At 69.4% G+C, this 13,314-nt stretch carries 17 protein-coding genes; 8 read left to right on the top strand and 9 right to left on the bottom strand.

Annotated elements, in window-relative coordinates; genetic code table 11:
- Nucleotides 1–6 precede the first annotated feature (6 nt).
- Genes G6N32_RS11555 through G6N32_RS11540 form a run of 4 tightly spaced genes read right to left on the bottom strand, consistent with a single transcriptional unit; the run spans nucleotide 7 to nucleotide 2,719 of the window.
- The gene (locus G6N32_RS11555; protein ID WP_115319715.1) at nucleotides 7–543 is read right to left on the bottom strand and encodes a TetR/AcrR family transcriptional regulator; all 537 of its coding nucleotides are present in this window, start codon (nucleotides 541–543) and stop codon (nucleotides 7–9) included.
- Nucleotides 544–553: 10 nt separating this feature from the next.
- A complete protein-coding gene (gene nusB, locus G6N32_RS11550; RefSeq protein WP_115319714.1) occupies nucleotides 554–1,045 on the bottom strand; it encodes a transcription antitermination factor NusB in 492 nt (163 codons plus the stop codon).
- A 1-nt stretch (nucleotide 1,046) separates the two neighbouring features.
- Nucleotides 1,047–1,610, bottom strand: a complete 564-nt coding sequence (efp, locus tag G6N32_RS11545) for an elongation factor P (RefSeq protein WP_083122914.1) — start codon at nucleotides 1,608–1,610, stop codon at nucleotides 1,047–1,049.
- A 14-nt stretch (nucleotides 1,611–1,624) separates the two neighbouring features.
- Complete coding sequence (locus G6N32_RS11540; protein WP_115319713.1) at nucleotides 1,625–2,719, bottom strand: M24 family metallopeptidase; 1,095 nt, start codon at nucleotides 2,717–2,719, stop codon at nucleotides 1,625–1,627.
- Between the two features lie 33 nt (nucleotides 2,720–2,752).
- Here G6N32_RS11540 and G6N32_RS11535 point away from each other — a divergent pair, with 33 nt between their 5' ends.
- The gene (locus G6N32_RS11535; RefSeq protein ID WP_115319712.1) at nucleotides 2,753–3,379 is read left to right on the top strand and encodes a B-4DMT family transporter; all 627 of its coding nucleotides are present in this window, start codon (nucleotides 2,753–2,755) and stop codon (nucleotides 3,377–3,379) included.
- Here the strand turns inward: G6N32_RS11535 and G6N32_RS11530 are convergent, their stop codons facing one another.
- Genes G6N32_RS11530 through aroC form a run of 5 tightly spaced genes read right to left on the bottom strand, consistent with a single transcriptional unit; the run spans nucleotide 3,380 to nucleotide 7,679 of the window.
- Nucleotides 3,380–4,258 carry an MBL fold metallo-hydrolase gene (locus tag G6N32_RS11530; RefSeq protein ID WP_115319711.1) on the bottom strand — a complete coding sequence of 293 codons (879 nt, stop codon included), beginning with the start codon at nucleotides 4,256–4,258 and terminating at the stop codon, nucleotides 3,380–3,382.
- A complete protein-coding gene (gene aroQ, locus G6N32_RS11525) occupies nucleotides 4,255–4,704 on the bottom strand; it encodes a type II 3-dehydroquinate dehydratase (RefSeq protein ID WP_115319710.1) in 450 nt (149 codons plus the stop codon). Before aroQ ends, G6N32_RS11530 begins: the two co-directional genes overlap by 4 nt.
- Nucleotides 4,701–5,786, bottom strand: coding sequence for a 3-dehydroquinate synthase (gene aroB / locus G6N32_RS11520; RefSeq protein ID WP_115319709.1), 1,086 nt, complete (start codon nucleotides 5,784–5,786; stop codon nucleotides 4,701–4,703). Before aroB ends, aroQ begins: the two co-directional genes overlap by 4 nt.
- Nucleotides 5,783–6,448 carry a shikimate kinase gene (locus G6N32_RS11515; protein WP_115319708.1) on the bottom strand — a complete coding sequence of 222 codons (666 nt, stop codon included), beginning with the start codon at nucleotides 6,446–6,448 and terminating at the stop codon, nucleotides 5,783–5,785. The genes aroB and G6N32_RS11515 overlap by 4 nt, the downstream gene beginning before the upstream one ends.
- A gap of 4 nt (nucleotides 6,449–6,452) precedes the next feature.
- Nucleotides 6,453–7,679 carry a chorismate synthase gene (aroC, locus tag G6N32_RS11510; RefSeq protein WP_272871150.1) on the bottom strand — a complete coding sequence of 409 codons (1,227 nt, stop codon included), beginning with the start codon at nucleotides 7,677–7,679 and terminating at the stop codon, nucleotides 6,453–6,455.
- A 94-nt stretch (nucleotides 7,680–7,773) separates the two neighbouring features.
- Here aroC and G6N32_RS11505 point away from each other — a divergent pair, with 94 nt between their 5' ends.
- From G6N32_RS11505 to G6N32_RS11475, 7 genes are read left to right on the top strand one after another with little or no spacing between them, the layout of a single operon-like run.
- Nucleotides 7,774–8,130 carry a hypothetical protein gene (locus G6N32_RS11505; RefSeq protein WP_115319707.1) on the top strand — a complete coding sequence of 119 codons (357 nt, stop codon included), beginning with the start codon at nucleotides 7,774–7,776 and terminating at the stop codon, nucleotides 8,128–8,130.
- Nucleotides 8,131–8,146: 16 nt separating this feature from the next.
- Nucleotides 8,147–9,148, top strand: a complete 1,002-nt coding sequence (locus tag G6N32_RS11500) for an AAA family ATPase (RefSeq protein ID WP_115319706.1) — start codon at nucleotides 8,147–8,149, stop codon at nucleotides 9,146–9,148.
- A gap of 4 nt (nucleotides 9,149–9,152) precedes the next feature.
- Nucleotides 9,153–10,016 (top strand): DUF58 domain-containing protein, encoded by an 864-nt coding sequence (locus tag G6N32_RS11495; RefSeq protein WP_115319705.1) that lies wholly within the window; start codon nucleotides 9,153–9,155, stop codon nucleotides 10,014–10,016.
- Nucleotides 10,006–10,479 carry a hypothetical protein gene (locus tag G6N32_RS11490; RefSeq protein ID WP_115319704.1) on the top strand — a complete coding sequence of 158 codons (474 nt, stop codon included), beginning with the start codon at nucleotides 10,006–10,008 and terminating at the stop codon, nucleotides 10,477–10,479. The genes G6N32_RS11495 and G6N32_RS11490 overlap by 11 nt, the downstream gene beginning before the upstream one ends.
- The gene (locus G6N32_RS11485; RefSeq protein WP_115319703.1) at nucleotides 10,470–11,468 is read left to right on the top strand and encodes a hypothetical protein; all 999 of its coding nucleotides are present in this window, start codon (nucleotides 10,470–10,472) and stop codon (nucleotides 11,466–11,468) included. The genes G6N32_RS11490 and G6N32_RS11485 overlap by 10 nt, the downstream gene beginning before the upstream one ends.
- On the top strand, nucleotides 11,465–12,514 hold the full coding sequence (locus G6N32_RS11480; RefSeq protein WP_115319702.1) for a vWA domain-containing protein: 1,050 nt from the start codon (nucleotides 11,465–11,467) through the stop codon (nucleotides 12,512–12,514). Before G6N32_RS11485 ends, G6N32_RS11480 begins: the two co-directional genes overlap by 4 nt.
- Nucleotides 12,511–13,308, top strand: a complete 798-nt coding sequence (locus G6N32_RS11475) for a hypothetical protein (protein ID WP_115319701.1) — start codon at nucleotides 12,511–12,513, stop codon at nucleotides 13,306–13,308. Before G6N32_RS11480 ends, G6N32_RS11475 begins: the two co-directional genes overlap by 4 nt.
- Nucleotides 13,309–13,314 lie beyond the last annotated feature (6 nt).

Genomic DNA, 13,314 nt, shown 5'->3' with positions numbered 1-13,314 from the left:
ATGGCCTTAGTGGCGAAGCATGATGTCCAGGAAACGCTGTTGCTGCGCAGTGGCTTTCGCGCCGGGAGCGGTGACGGACAGGTGCAGAAATCCCACGCCCGCCGCGAATGTCGCGTCAGCGCGCACGTGGGCCTCCTCGGTGCTGAAGCCGTCATCGAGGTAGGCCTGCCGCACCGCACGGCGCACCCGCCGGTCGGAGGCGGACACCGCGGCCGCGACATCGGCGTCGGTGCGTGCCCACTCCCGCATCGCCCGCTCCAGCATCCAATGCCGTTGCCCCAGAAGAGTTCTCATCATCCGGCTGAGCCGCTCGCGCGGTGGAAGCTCGGCCAGTCCGATGAACTCGGCGCGGTCGGTGTCATTCACCTCGGCCCAGGTGTCGGCCAGCGCGCGCCGATACGCGCCGAGGTCGGTGAAATGCCAGTAGAAGCTGCCCTTGGTGGCACCCACCCGCTCGCAGAGCCGGCCGACGGTCAGTGCCTTGACGCCCTGCTCGGCGAGCAACGAGAACCCCGCTTCGACCCAGTCCGCGGAGCTCAACATGGCGGGGAGGTTACGCCTCGGGGCCGGGGCCCCGGACTGCGTCTGTGACTGCTTGCGAGGCCGCGCGGATCTGCGGGGTCACCAGCATGACCTGGCCGAGCACCCCGTTGACGAAGCCCGGTGAGTCGTCGGTGGACAGCTCCTTGGCCAGCTCGACCGCCTCGTCGACGGCCACCGGCTCCGGCACGTCCTCGGCGTGCAGCAGCTCCCACACCGCCACCCGCAGGATCGCGCGGTCCACGGCGGGCAGCCGCTCCAGAGTCCAGCCCTGCAGGTGCGAGGTGATCATCTCGTCGATGTGGGCCGTGTGCGCCGTGACGCCCTGCGCGACGGTCACCGTGTACGGGTTCAGCGCCGATACGTCCGCGTTCGCCTCGGCGAGCGCAGTGCGCCCCTCGGCCACCTCGGCCGGGGTCAGACCCCGGGCCTCGGCCTCGAACAGCAGGTCGACGGCGCGCTTGCGCGCCTGATGCCGACCCTTGTCGGCCTTGCGGTCGGCCATATCAGGAGTTCACACGCCCCAGGTAACTGCCGTCGCGGGAATCGACCTTGAGTTTGTCGCCGGTGTTGATGAACAGCGGAACCTGGATCTCGGCGCCGGTCTCCAGCGTCGCCGGCTTGGTGCCGGCGCTGGAACGGTCGCCCTGCAGGCCGGGCTCGGTGCTGGCGACCTCGAGCTCGACGGTCACCGGCAGCTCCAGATACAGCGGCGAGCCCTCGTTGAACGCGATCTGCACCGGCATGCCCTCCAGCAGGAAATCTGCCAGCCGGCCCACCAGCGCCTCCGGCAGCGGGTGCTGCTCGAAGTCCTCGGAGTCCATGAACACGAAATCCGAGCCGTCGCGGTAGAGGTAGGTGGCGTCGCGCCGGTCGACGGTCGCGGTCTCCACCTTCACCCCGGCGTTGTAGGTCTTGTCGACGACCTTGCCCGACAGCACGTTCTTGAGCTTGGTACGCACAAACGCCGGGCCCTTGCCCGGTTTGACGTGCTGGAACTCGGTGATCTGCCAGAGCTGGCCGTCGATGTTCAGCACAAGGCCATTCTTGAAATCGGCAGTGGATGCCACGGTAGGTCGTTCTCCTAAGTCAGGACGGTCAGTTCCTTGGGGAACCGGGTCAGTAGTTCGGGGCTTCGTTCGCCGACGACCAGGGTGTCCTCGATGCGGACACCGCCACGGTCGGGCAGGTAGACCCCGGGTTCCACGGTCACCACGGAGCCAGCAAGCAGTGTACCGGCGGCGGCGGAGTTGATTCCCGGCGCTTCGTGGATCTGCAGTCCGACCCCGTGCCCGAGGCCGTGCCCGAAGAACTCGCCGTAGCCGGCGTCGACGATCACCTGCCGGGCCGCGCCATCCACGTCACGAAGCTCCGCCCCCACCTCGAGAGCGTTGCGGCCGGCCCGCTGGGACGCCGCCACCAGCTCGTAGATCTCCAGCTGCCACTCGGCTGCGGCGCCGAGCACGAACGTGCGGGTCATGTCGGAGTGATAACCCCCGACCAGCGCGCCGAAGTCGATCTTGACGAAGTCGCCGCTGCCCAGCACCGCGTCGGTGGGCCGGTGGTGTGGGATCGCCGAGTTGGCGCCGGTGGCCACGATGGTTTCAAACGACGGTCCGTCGGCGCCGTGTTCGAGCATCAGCGCCTCGAGCTGGCGGCCGACTTCCCGCTCAGTGCGGCCCGGCCGCAGCCCGTCGCTGCTCACCAGCACCGCCAGGGCTGCGTCGGCGGCTTCGCAGGCCAGCCGCAGCAGTGCGATCTCACCGGCATCCTTGATCTCGCGCAGCGCCTCGACGGTCCCCGAGGCCCGCACCAGCTCGGCCGCCGGCTGCTCGTCGACTTCGCGGGCCAGGGTGTCGAACCCGTCGACGGTGACGACGTGGCTCTCGAACCCGATCCGGCGGGCTCCGTCGGCCACCGCCCGGCCCACGAGGTGACGTCCGCAGGCCCGCTCGATGACGGTTTCCAGGTCCGGCGCCTGCTGTGCGGCCTGCGTCCGGTACCGCGAATCGGTGGCCAACACGTCGGGCGTGTCGCCCGCGAACACCAGAAGCGCGGCGTTCGACCCGCTGAAACCGGAGAGATAACGCACGTTGACCAGGTCACTGATCAGCATTGCGTCCAGTCCGTCGGCGGCCAGCGTGGCTGCCAGCCGGTTCCGACGTTGGGAATGTGTCACGGTCGCTGACGGTACTCGCTACCCTGACTAACCATGACTACGTGGTTGTTGCGCGGACTGGCGTTCGCTGCCGGCATGGTGATCGTCCGGATCGTGCAGGGCACGCTGATCAACATCTACGAGACCAAGGCGGGACTGATCAGCGTCGTGCTGGTCGTGGTGTTCGGTATCGCGGCATTCCTGTGGGGTCTGATCGACGGCCGCGGCGACGCCAACGACAACCCTGACCCGGACCGCCGCCGCGATCTGGCGATGACCTGGCTGCTGGCCGGACTGGTCGCCGGCATCGTGAGCGGTCTGATCACCTGGGTCGTCTCGCTGTTCTACAAGAACGTGTACGCCGAGGGCCTGATCAGCGAGCTGACCACCTATGCGGCGTTCACCGCACTGATGGTGTTCGTGCCTGCCATCGCCGCCGTGGCAATCGGGCGTTTCCTGGTCGACCGCAAGCGCCCCGACGAACCCCGCCGCCGTTACGGCGAGGCGCACGACGTGTTCGACGCCGTCGAGACGGAGGACCGCACCGGTCCGATCGCCGGACTCACCCACGAGTCCGCGGCGACCGAGGCGCACACCTCGCCAGTGGCCACCGCCGAGCGCGACGAGCCGACCGAGCAGATCGACATGACGAGCAAGTCCGACAAGTCCGACAAGTCGTAGTCAGATCGCGTCCAGTGGCGCCCAGCCGCTGACGTCGAAACCGTCGTCGCTCGCGACGAGCACCGGTCCCCCATGTCCGGGGTAATGCGCGGGAAAGACCGTCGCACCTGCCTGCGCGGCCTCGGCGAACACCCGGCGTCGGGTGCGGCGGGCCGCGGTCGGGTCGACGTCGAAAGCGCACGCGTCGTCGGGCCTGCGGATCTGGATCGGGCAGTGCGTGAGGTCGCCGACGAACACGGCGGGGCTGCCCGCGTCGAGCCACAGCACCGAGGATCCGGGCGTGTGCCCGGCGGCCGGACGCAGGTGCAGCGACTCGCTGAGCTTCACCTCGTCCGACCACAGCTGGATCTGGTCGCTGACCGGAATCACGCTGTCGGCCAACACCGTTCGCATGCCGTCGTTCTCGCCGTCTCCCCCGGGACCGAAGAAACGGTAGTCGGCTTCGGGCATCACGTAACGGGCGTTGGGGAACGTCGGCACCCAGTGCCCGTCGACCAATTGGGTGTTCCAGCCGACATGATCGGTGTGCAGGTGGGTGTTGACCACGATGTCGACATCGGCCGGGTCGAAGCCGGCCGCGGTGAAGGCGGCGAGGAAGTCGGTGCAGAGATGGTCGAGAGGCGGCATGTGCGGCCGGTCGCGGTCGTTGCCCACCCCGGTGTCGACGACGACGATCAGACCATCGACTTCCACCACCCAGGACTGCATCGCGATCCGCCACTGCTGCGCGCCGCGATCCCAGAAGTGCGGCTCCAGCAGGTCGGCGTTGTCGTCCCAAGCCTGCGCCGGGGTGTCGGCGAACAGCGATGTCCGCATCTGGACCTGCGTTTCGACGACGCGTGTGACGCCGGCCCCGCCCAGCGCCAATCGGTTGTTCACGCCTGGTCGGGTGTGGCGTCCAGGGTGGCCAGGTAGCGAAGCGCCAGCAGGTAGCCCTGAACTCCCAGGCCGACGATCACCCCGGTCGCCACCCCGCTCAGATACGAGTGGTGCCGAAACTCTTCTCGCGCATGCACATTGGAGATGTGCACCTCGATCAGCGGAGCCTTCAGTTCGGCACACGCATCGCGCAGCGCGATCGAGGTGTGGGTCAGCGCGCCGGCATTGAGGATCACCGGGTCACCGGCGTCGGCGGCCGCATGCAACCAGTCCAGCAGCTGGCCTTCGCTGTTGCTCTGGCGCACCACCGCGCTGAGTCCCAATTCGGTTGCCTGCGTTTCGACCAGGGTGACGAGGTCGTCATAGGTTGTGCTGCCGTAGATCTCGGGTTCGCGCCGGCCGAGCCGGTCGAGGTTCGGGCCGTTGAGCACCAGCACTGTGGTCACTTCGCCACCTCCGCGTAGGCCGCCGCCAGCAGCGCCGGGTCCGGGCCTTCCAGCCGCCCCGGCTTGGCCAGCCCGTCGAGCACCACGAACCTCAGCACACCGGAGCGGGTCTTCTTGTCGCCGGCCATGCTCTCGACGAGGTCGGGCAGGGCGTCGGCGTCGTAGCTCACCGGCAGCCCGAGCGCTGTCAGGACCGTGCGGTGGCGCGCAGCGGTCTCGTCGTCGAGCCGGCCTGCCAGCCGGCCCAGCTCCGCGGCGTACACCAGGCCCACCGAAACAGCGGCGCCGTGGCGCCACTTGTAGCGCTCGCGGCGTTCGATGGCATGTCCCAACGTGTGCCCGTAGTTGAGGATTTCGCGCAACGCCGACTCTTTCTCGTCGGCGGCCACCACCTCGGCCTTGACCGCGATAGCCCGCCGGATCAGCTCCGGCAGAACAGAGCCGGCCGGGTCGACAGCAGCCTGCGGATCGGCCTCGATGAGGTCGAGGATCTTCGGGTCAGCAATGAAGCCGGCCTTGACGATCTCGGCCATCCCGGCGACGAGTTCGTTGCGCGGCAACGTCTCCAGCATCGCCAGGTCGACCAGCACGCCGGCCGGCTGGTGGAAAGCGCCGACCAGGTTCTTGCCGGCCTCGGTGTTGATTCCGGTCTTCCCGCCGACCGCGGCGTCGACCATCGCCAGCAGCGTGGTCGGCACGTGCACGATGTCCACACCGCGCAGCCAGGTGGCCGCGGCGAAGCCCGCCACATCCGTGGCCGCGCCGCCACCGAGGCTCACCAGCGCATCTTTACGGCCGATTCCGATGCGGCCCAGCACTTCCCAGATGAAACCGACAACCGGCAGGTCTTTGCCGGCCTCGGCGTCGGGAATCTCGATGCGATGGGCGTCGACCCCCAGCTCCGACAGGTGCGCCCGGATCGCCTCGGCGGTCTGGGTCAGCACCGGCTGGTGCAGGATGGCGACCTTGTGCCGGCCGCCGAGCAGCTCACCGAGCTCGCCGAGCAGGCCGGTGCCCACGATCACCGGGTAGGGCGGATCGACGGCGACCTCGATGGTCACCGGCGACGAGGACTCAGTCATTTGCGAACTCCGGCGCGGCGAGCGGCCAGCGCCGCCGGGGTGGCGGGCGTGACCGGGGTGGACTCCACCGGGTCATCCGGTGGCGTTGGGGTGGAACCTTTTTCGGACGTCGACGACGAACGCCGCCAGGGCGGCCTGCGCCGGCGCGGCGGCTGCGGATTTTCCAGTCGCGAAATGATATGGCGCACAACGGCACCGGGATTTCGGCGATTGGTGTTGATCCGGATCGTGGCGACCCGACGGTAGATCGGCACCCGCTCGTTCATCAGCGTGCGGTACTTCTCGGCGTGGTCGGGCCCGGCCAGCAGCGGGCGTACCGTGCTGCCGCTGGTCCGTCGCACACCTTCGGCCGCGCTGATCTCCAGGAACACCACGGTGTGCCCGGCCAGCGCGTCACGTACTCCGGGGGTGGTGACCGCGCCGCCGCCCAGCGACAGCACGCCGTCGTGGGTGGCCAGGGCGTCGCGAATGACCTCTTCTTCGATGCGGCGGAATTCCTGCTCGCCGTCGTTGGCAAAGATGTCGGCCACGGTGCGGCCGGTCTTCTCCTCGATGGCGACGTCGGTGTCCAGCATCGCCACCCCCATCGCCTTCGCCAAGCGCCGCCCGATGGTCGACTTCCCGGAGCCGGGCAATCCGATCAGCACGGCCTTCGGCGTCATCGTGCTATCCCGACGCCCGCACAGGCGAATCTTGCGTCTCGGCGGGCATCCGCTCAGCTACAGACTGCAGGTAGCCCTCGACGTTGCGGCGGGTCTCCCGCAGCGAGTCGCCGCCGAACTTCTCCAGTACCGCGCGCGCCAGCACGAGGGCGACCATGGTCTCGACGACCACGGCGGCGGCGGGCACCGCGCACACGTCGGAACGCTGGTGGATCGCCACGGCCTCGTCACCGGTGGCCATGTCGACAGTGGCCAGTGCCCGGGGCACGGTGGAGATCGGTTTCATCGCCGCCCGCACCCGCAGCGGAAGACCGTTGGTCATCCCGCCTTCCAGGCCGCCGGCCCGGTTCGTGGAACGCACCACGCCGTCCGGGCCGGGATACATCTCGTCGTGGGCCTGGCTGCCGCGGCGGCGCGCGGTCTCGAAACCGTCGCCGATCTCGACACCTTTGATGGCCTGGATCCCCATCACCGCGCCCGCGAGCTGGCTGTCCAGCCGGTTCTCACCGCTGGTGAACGAGCCGAGCCCGATCGGCAGGCCGTGGACGACGACCTCGACGACGCCACCGAGGGTGTCGCCGTCGCGTTTGGCGGCTTCGATCTGGGCGATCATGTCGGCTTCGGCGTCGGAGTCGAACGCACGGACCGGGCTCTCGTCGATGCGGTCCAGATCGCCGGCCGCCGGCGGCGGTCCGTCGTAAGGCGCCGACGCGCCGATCGAGATGACGTGGGAGAGCACTTCGACGCCGAGGGCTTGCCGCAGGAAGGACCGGGCCAGGGTGCCGGCCGCGACGCGGGCGGCGGTCTCGCGGGCGCTGGCCCGCTCAAGAACCGGACGGGCGTCGTCGAAGCCGTATTTGAGCATGCCGGCGAAATCGGCGTGACCGGGTCGGGGACGGGTCAGCGGCGCGTTGCGCGCAACGTCCAATTCCTCCTGGGCCACCGGGTCGGACGCCATCACGGTTTCCCACTTCGGCCACTCGGTGTTACCGATCTCGATGGCGATCGGGCCGCCCAGCGTCTCGCCGTGGCGCACCCCGGCCAGCACGGTGACCTGGTCCTGCTCGAACTTCATCCGGGCACCGCGGCCGTAGCCCAGGCGCCGGCGGGCCAACTGCCCGGCAATGTCGGCCGAGGTCACGCCGACACCGGCAACCATGCCTTCGACCACGGCTACCAGCGCGCGGCCGTGAGATTCACCGGCGGTCGTCCATCGCAACACGCGTCCCATCTTCCCACGTCGGTCACGGCAGACCCAATCTGCTTTCCCACCGCCGGGTGTTCGCGGCGCAACCAGCGGGTAACCCGCCATTCGGGAGGACATCATGCGCAACGCGGTCATCGTCGCCGCCGCAGGCTGCGTGATGTTCCTGGTGGCGTTGATCAGCGGCAGCGTCTGGGCGGCGGCCGGGGTGATCGTATTGGCGCTGGCCGGGTTGGGACTGGTCGCCGCCGACCTGCGCCGAGAGCAGAACAGCGAGGAGTCCCCTGATGTCGTGCCCACCCTCGTGCCGGAGAACTTCGCTCCCGACATCACCGACGACGACGCCGGCGACGTAACGAAGCCCGACCCGGAAGGGGATGAATACGGTGACTATGACTTCCCGTATGACTGCCCGTTCGACTTCCCGTTCGGCGGGCTGCTGCCGGCCCCGGCGGATGACGACACCCGAATCGCCTAGTCGGTGAAAGGACTTGATGACCACCGCTCGACTGCAGACTGATCCGTGCTCCCTCGACCAGGCCCGTCGCACGGTGGATGCGGTGTCTGCCGCCTTTTCCGCCACCGTCGTCGGGCAGGACAACCTGCGGGAATCGCTGCTCATCGGGCTGGCCGCGGGCGGCCACGTACTGATCGAGAGCGTGCCCGGGCTGGCCAAGACCACGGCCGCGCGGGTGGTCGCCGAATCCATCCACGGCGGTTTCCACCGCATCCAGTGCACCCCGGATCTGCTGCCCAGCGACATCATCGGAACCCAGGTGTACGAGGCCGCGACCAATCGGTTCGTCACCCAGCTGGGGCCGGTGCACACCAACATCGTGCTGCTCGACGAGATCAACAGGTCCAGCGCCAAGACCCAGAGCGCGATGCTGGAGGCGATGGAGGAACGCCAGACCACCATCGCGGGCACGGTCTACCCCATCGACGAGCCGTTCCTGGTGGTCGCCACCCAGAACCCCGTCGACCAGGAGGGCACCTATCCGCTGTCGGAGGCCCAGACCGACCGGTTCATGCTCAAGGACGTCGTGGCCTATCCGTCGGTGGCCGAAGAGGTCGAGATGATCCACCGGATGGACGCCGGCCTGTTCGACAAGGACCGTCGCCGCGGCGCGGTGGTCGGCCTCGACGACATCCGCGCTCTGCAGCGGGTGGTGCGCGGCGTGCAGATGGACCCGGCGCTGATGCGCTACGCCAGTGAACTGGTCGCTGTCAGCCGCAATCCGCAGGTGTATCTGGAGCCCAAGCTGGCCCGGCTGGTCGAGTACGGCGCCAGTCCGCGTGCCACGATCGCGTTCTGCCGGGCCGCCCGCGCGCTGGCGGTGCTCTCCGGCCGCGGCCACGTCATCCCCGACGACATCGCCACACTCGCGCACCGCATCCTGCGGCACCGGCTGATTCTCGGTTTCGAGGCGGCAGCCACCGGCGTCACCTCCGACACGGTGATCGACGCGATCCTGCACGCGGTGCGAGTGCCCTGAAGGCATGGGCCAACATCTCAACCGGGCCAAGCGGTTCTTCGGCACTGACACCCGCGGGCTCCTGGAAGGCGGCCGCTACGCGCTGCTGCACACCCGCAGCATGGAGTTCGACGACCTGCGCCCGTACGTGCCGGGCGATGACGTCCGCGACATCGACTGGAAGGCCACCGCGCGATCGGGCACGGTGCTGATCAAGCGCTTCGTGTCCGAGAAGCATCACAAGATCCTGCTGGTCGCCGACGCCGGCCGGAACATGACCGCACTCGCGGCCGGCGGTGAGACCAAACTCGATGTGGCCGAGGCGATCCTGGGCGCCATCGGGTTGATCACGCTGGGCCGCTCGGACGAGATCGGGATGGTGTACGGAGACACCAGGGGGTGTGTGAGCATCCGGCCCGGCCGCGGCGAAACGCATATCGAGAGCATGCTCGACCACGTCTACCGGCACACCACGACCAGCCCGGGACCGAGCCGCATAGAAGACCAATTGCGCTATGTGGCAACGCATTACCGCCGACCGATGTTGGTGATCGTGGTGTCCGACGAACCTGACGTGACCGCCGGCCTCGACGAGGTCACCGCCCGGCTGGCGGCCCGCCACGACATGCTGTGGGTTTTTGTGTCCGACATGCCCGCAGTCAGCGGTGACGGCGACGGCTATGACGTCACCACGGGCGCGGTGGTGCCGAGCCGGTCCCGGTTGGGCCGGCGGGTCGAGGTCGCCTACCGGCGCGCCGAGAAGCGCCGCCGGGCGCGGCTCGAGGCGTTTCTGACCACCCACGCGATCCCGTTCACCGCGATCGGACGCAGCGACGAGATCCGGTCGCGGCTCACCGCCATGGCGGAGGTGTTCGCCCGTGCCGGGTGACCTGTTGCGCTTCGTCGGCGGCCCCACACCGTACTCGTCCTGGTGGCTGTGGCTGGCGATCATCCTTCTCGCGGTCATAATAGTTTGGTACGCAGCGGTTTTCGTGGTCACTCTGCCCAACGACCGGCTTCGCAAACTGCCCGCGTTCGGCGATCTGCATGCCCGGTTGACGCGACGGCGCTTCGCCGGCGGCATCCGCAGGATCATCGAGCTGCGGCGCCGCGGTGAGCTGTCCGATGCGCAGGCCTACGACCAGATGAGCCACACCGTGCGCAGCTTCCTGCATCAGGCGACCGGGGTGCGGGCGCAGTATCTGCATGTCGACGAGATCGCGGCCGGGGCACTGGCACCGGCCGCCCCGCTGATCGCGGCGCTGCGCGACGCCCGATTCGACACCGGTACCGACGCCGACCCCGACCGGTTGGGCGCGCAGGCCGAGGAGTTGATCCGCTCGTGGATCTGAGATGGTGGCCGATCGCCCTGGCCGGGATGGCATGCCTGGCCGTCTGCGTGGTGCTGGCACTGACCCTGCCGACGGCGACGGCCGACCGGACGCTGCGGCCGCTGGCCCACGTCGACCGGTTGACCGCACTGCCCGAGTACGCCCGGATCCGGCGGCGCGAAATCGTCCTGGCGGCAACGACGATCGCGCTGCTGGTGGTCCTGTTCCTGACCGCCGCGCTGACCGCCGCGCGGCCGTCGGGGTCGGGGCGGGAGTTCGACGCGCTGCACCCCGAGGACGTGATGCTGTGTGTCGCAGCGCCGGTCACCGACGGCACCACCGCGCAATTCCTCGATCACTTCGCGGGAAAGGCTACGACCTTCGATGCCCAGCGAATCGGCCTGACCTCCCCGACGGTGCGGCTGCTTCCGCTGACCCGTGACTACCAGTACGCCGCCCAACGCCTCGGCGACTACGCCGCGCCGACTCCGCAGCAGGCCGCGCAGTTCGCCAAGTCGGTGACCTACACCGACTATGCGCCCAGCCTGCGGGACACCCTCGCGCTGTGCATGACCGGTTTCGGCACCGAACCCACCACTCGCCGCCGGTCACTGATCTATCTGGGGCCCAGCACATTCGGGCCCGGTGACGGACGCACCCTGTTCAGCGAACAGCAGGTGGCCGACATGGCGGACAAGGCCGGCATCCAGGTCAACGCCATCGCCCGGGTGGACGTCAGCGATGCCGCCCAGCGCGGTGACGCCGAACTCACCACTCTCACCGGACGCACCGGCGGCCGGTTCTTCCGCTATCACGCCGCCGGGCCCGGCGGGTCGGATCCCACCCTGCCCGATGATCTGCAGGCGATCGCCGCCAACCCCGCACCGGTGGTGCTGCCCGGCGGCGCGCGGATCAGCGGACAACTGCCCGACGAGCCCGGCCCGCTGCTCATCACCGGGCTGGCCGCCGCCGCCCTGCTGGGTGTGGCCCTCGTGGTGGCGCGCCGATGACCGTGCATCCCGTGCTGCCGATCGCCGTACTGCTGGTGCTCGCCGCCGTCATCGTCGGCGCCAGGGCCGTCACCCTGTCGGGGGTCCTGGCACACCCCGGTGAGCATCGACGCGCGGTTCTGCTGCGCTGGGGAGCAACAACAGTGGCCATGCTGCTGCTCGTCGTCGCAGCGGCGCGCCCGGGTATCGAGACGGCCGCCCCGGCCCAACCCGATCGCGATGCGGCCGCCGTCAGTCAGGGCGCGAACACCAACGTGTTCTTCCTCGTCGACCGCTCCGTGGACTCCCGCGTCGCCGACTACGGCGGGGCGACGCGGATGTCCGGCATCCGCACCGACATGGCCGCGATCGTCGACACCTATCCGAAGGCGCGGTTCGCGGTGATCGGGTTCGCCTCGGACCCCGCGATCGAATGGCCGCTGTCCGAGGACGTCTGGAGTCTGAAGGCGATGATCGCGGGCCTCTCCCCGTATGTCAGCGTGCCCCCGGACGCAGCCGCTGCGGTGAATGCCGGGGCGGCGGCCAATCTGCTTCGCTACCAACTCATCCAGGCGGCACAGCACTACCCCGGTGCGCGGAACCTGGTGTTCTACCTCGGTGAAGGTGCAGGCGGGTCGACGGCATCGCAGGGCAGTTTCGACCCCGGCGGCCGAGTGTCCGGCGGCGCGGTGTTCGGCTATGGCACCGCGGCAGGCGGGCCGATTCCAGGCGCCTACGTCGACGGCGCGGTGACCTATCTGTCCGACGCCCGCTCCGGCGGCCCGGCGATCTCCGGTCTCGACGAGCAGCGGTTACGCCGCGTCGCAGACGAACTCGATGTGCAGTACGTCCATCGAGACCCCGCTGCGCCGGTGACGCGCGCCCTGCCCACGCTGCGGCCGGACGGCGGCACCGAGGCCGCGTCGTTGTCGTCCACCCCGGTCCCCGATCGCGTGGAGCTCTACTGGTTGTTCGCGTTGCTGGCCGCTGTCCTGCTGCTGCCCGAGATCTATCTGACGGTGCGGGAGTTCTGGCGAAACCGCGCATCGCGGCGGGAGCCGCGATGACCGCGGGTCGGTTGCGGCTGCGTAGGCGGCTGCTGCTGTGGTCGGCACCGGTGGTGCTGCTCGCGGTGATGGCGGTGATCAAGATGATCTCCGTCATGCTGATCGGTGATTCGGCGGCAACGCATTTCAGCCGCGGCGACGGGGCTGCGCTGCAGAACGACGCATCGAAGCTGGAGGTCCTCAATGTGATCGAGCCTGCGAAGGCGCCGTTCGCCCGGGGGTCCGCCGCGGTGCTGGAGGGCCGCCTCGCCGACGCCGACACCGACTTCTCCCGCGCTCTGGCCGGCGGCCAGTCCTGCGCGGCGCGCGTCAACCTGGAGCTGGTGCGCGAGACGCAGGGCGACGTTGCGGCCGCGGCGGGCCGGACCGACGCAGCCGGCGAGCGGTATCGCAGCGCGCTGCGCGTCGTCGCCGAGGCGCCCGCCGGCTGCTTCGCCGGAAATGACGACCCGCAGCCCGACCGGCGGACGGTCCGCGCGGAGGCCGACGCCCGGCTCGCGGCGAAAATCGCTGCACTGCAATCTGTTCCGCCGCCGCCACCACCGGAACCGGATGCCGTACCACCGCCTCCGCCACCTCCGCCGCCACCCGCCGGTGCGGCACCGGCAGAATCCGATACACCGCCGCCGGCACTCGGGCCGTCGGGCCAGGGATTGTCCGACATCGCAGCCGACCGGCTGCCCAGTCCCGGAGCCCCGCCGTCGGCGCCACACCAACTTGGTGGCGGCGACCCGCTGGACCGGCTGCGTCAACTGCTCACCGACGCCGCGTCGTCAGGCAGCGACGCGGGCTGACGCGGC

The organism is Mycolicibacterium aichiense (genome assembly GCF_010726245.1).
In the GTDB taxonomy this organism is placed as follows: Bacteria; Actinomycetota; Actinomycetes; order Mycobacteriales; family Mycobacteriaceae; genus Mycobacterium; species Mycobacterium aichiense.
The sequence above is the reverse complement of the archived record's forward strand: the minus strand, read 5'-3'. Positions and strand labels throughout refer to the sequence as shown.

Bases quoted from the DNA above. Each gene is read 5' to 3' on its own strand.
- G6N32_RS11555 (WP_115319715.1), bottom strand. From the start codon at position 543: ATGTTGAGCTCCGCGGACTGGGTCGAAGCGGGGTTCTCGTTGCTCGCC.
- nusB (WP_115319714.1), bottom strand. From the start codon at position 1,045: ATGGCCGACCGCAAGGCCGACAAGGGTCGGCATCAGGCGCGCAAGCGC.
- G6N32_RS11535 (WP_115319712.1), top strand. From the start codon at position 2,753: ATGACTACGTGGTTGTTGCGCGGACTGGCGTTCGCTGCCGGCATGGTG.
- aroB (WP_115319709.1), bottom strand. From the start codon at position 5,786: ATGACTGAGTCCTCGTCGCCGGTGACCATCGAGGTCGCCGTCGATCCG.
- G6N32_RS11515 (WP_115319708.1), bottom strand. From the start codon at position 6,448: ATGACGCCGAAGGCCGTGCTGATCGGATTGCCCGGCTCCGGGAAGTCG.
- aroC (WP_272871150.1), bottom strand. From the start codon at position 7,679: ATGGGACGCGTGTTGCGATGGACGACCGCCGGTGAATCTCACGGCCGC.
- G6N32_RS11505 (WP_115319707.1), top strand. From the start codon at position 7,774: ATGCGCAACGCGGTCATCGTCGCCGCCGCAGGCTGCGTGATGTTCCTG.
- G6N32_RS11500 (WP_115319706.1), top strand. From the start codon at position 8,147: ATGACCACCGCTCGACTGCAGACTGATCCGTGCTCCCTCGACCAGGCC.
- G6N32_RS11495 (WP_115319705.1), top strand. From the start codon at position 9,153: ATGGGCCAACATCTCAACCGGGCCAAGCGGTTCTTCGGCACTGACACC.
- G6N32_RS11480 (WP_115319702.1), top strand. From the start codon at position 11,465: ATGACCGTGCATCCCGTGCTGCCGATCGCCGTACTGCTGGTGCTCGCC.
- G6N32_RS11475 (WP_115319701.1), top strand. From the start codon at position 12,511: ATGACCGCGGGTCGGTTGCGGCTGCGTAGGCGGCTGCTGCTGTGGTCG.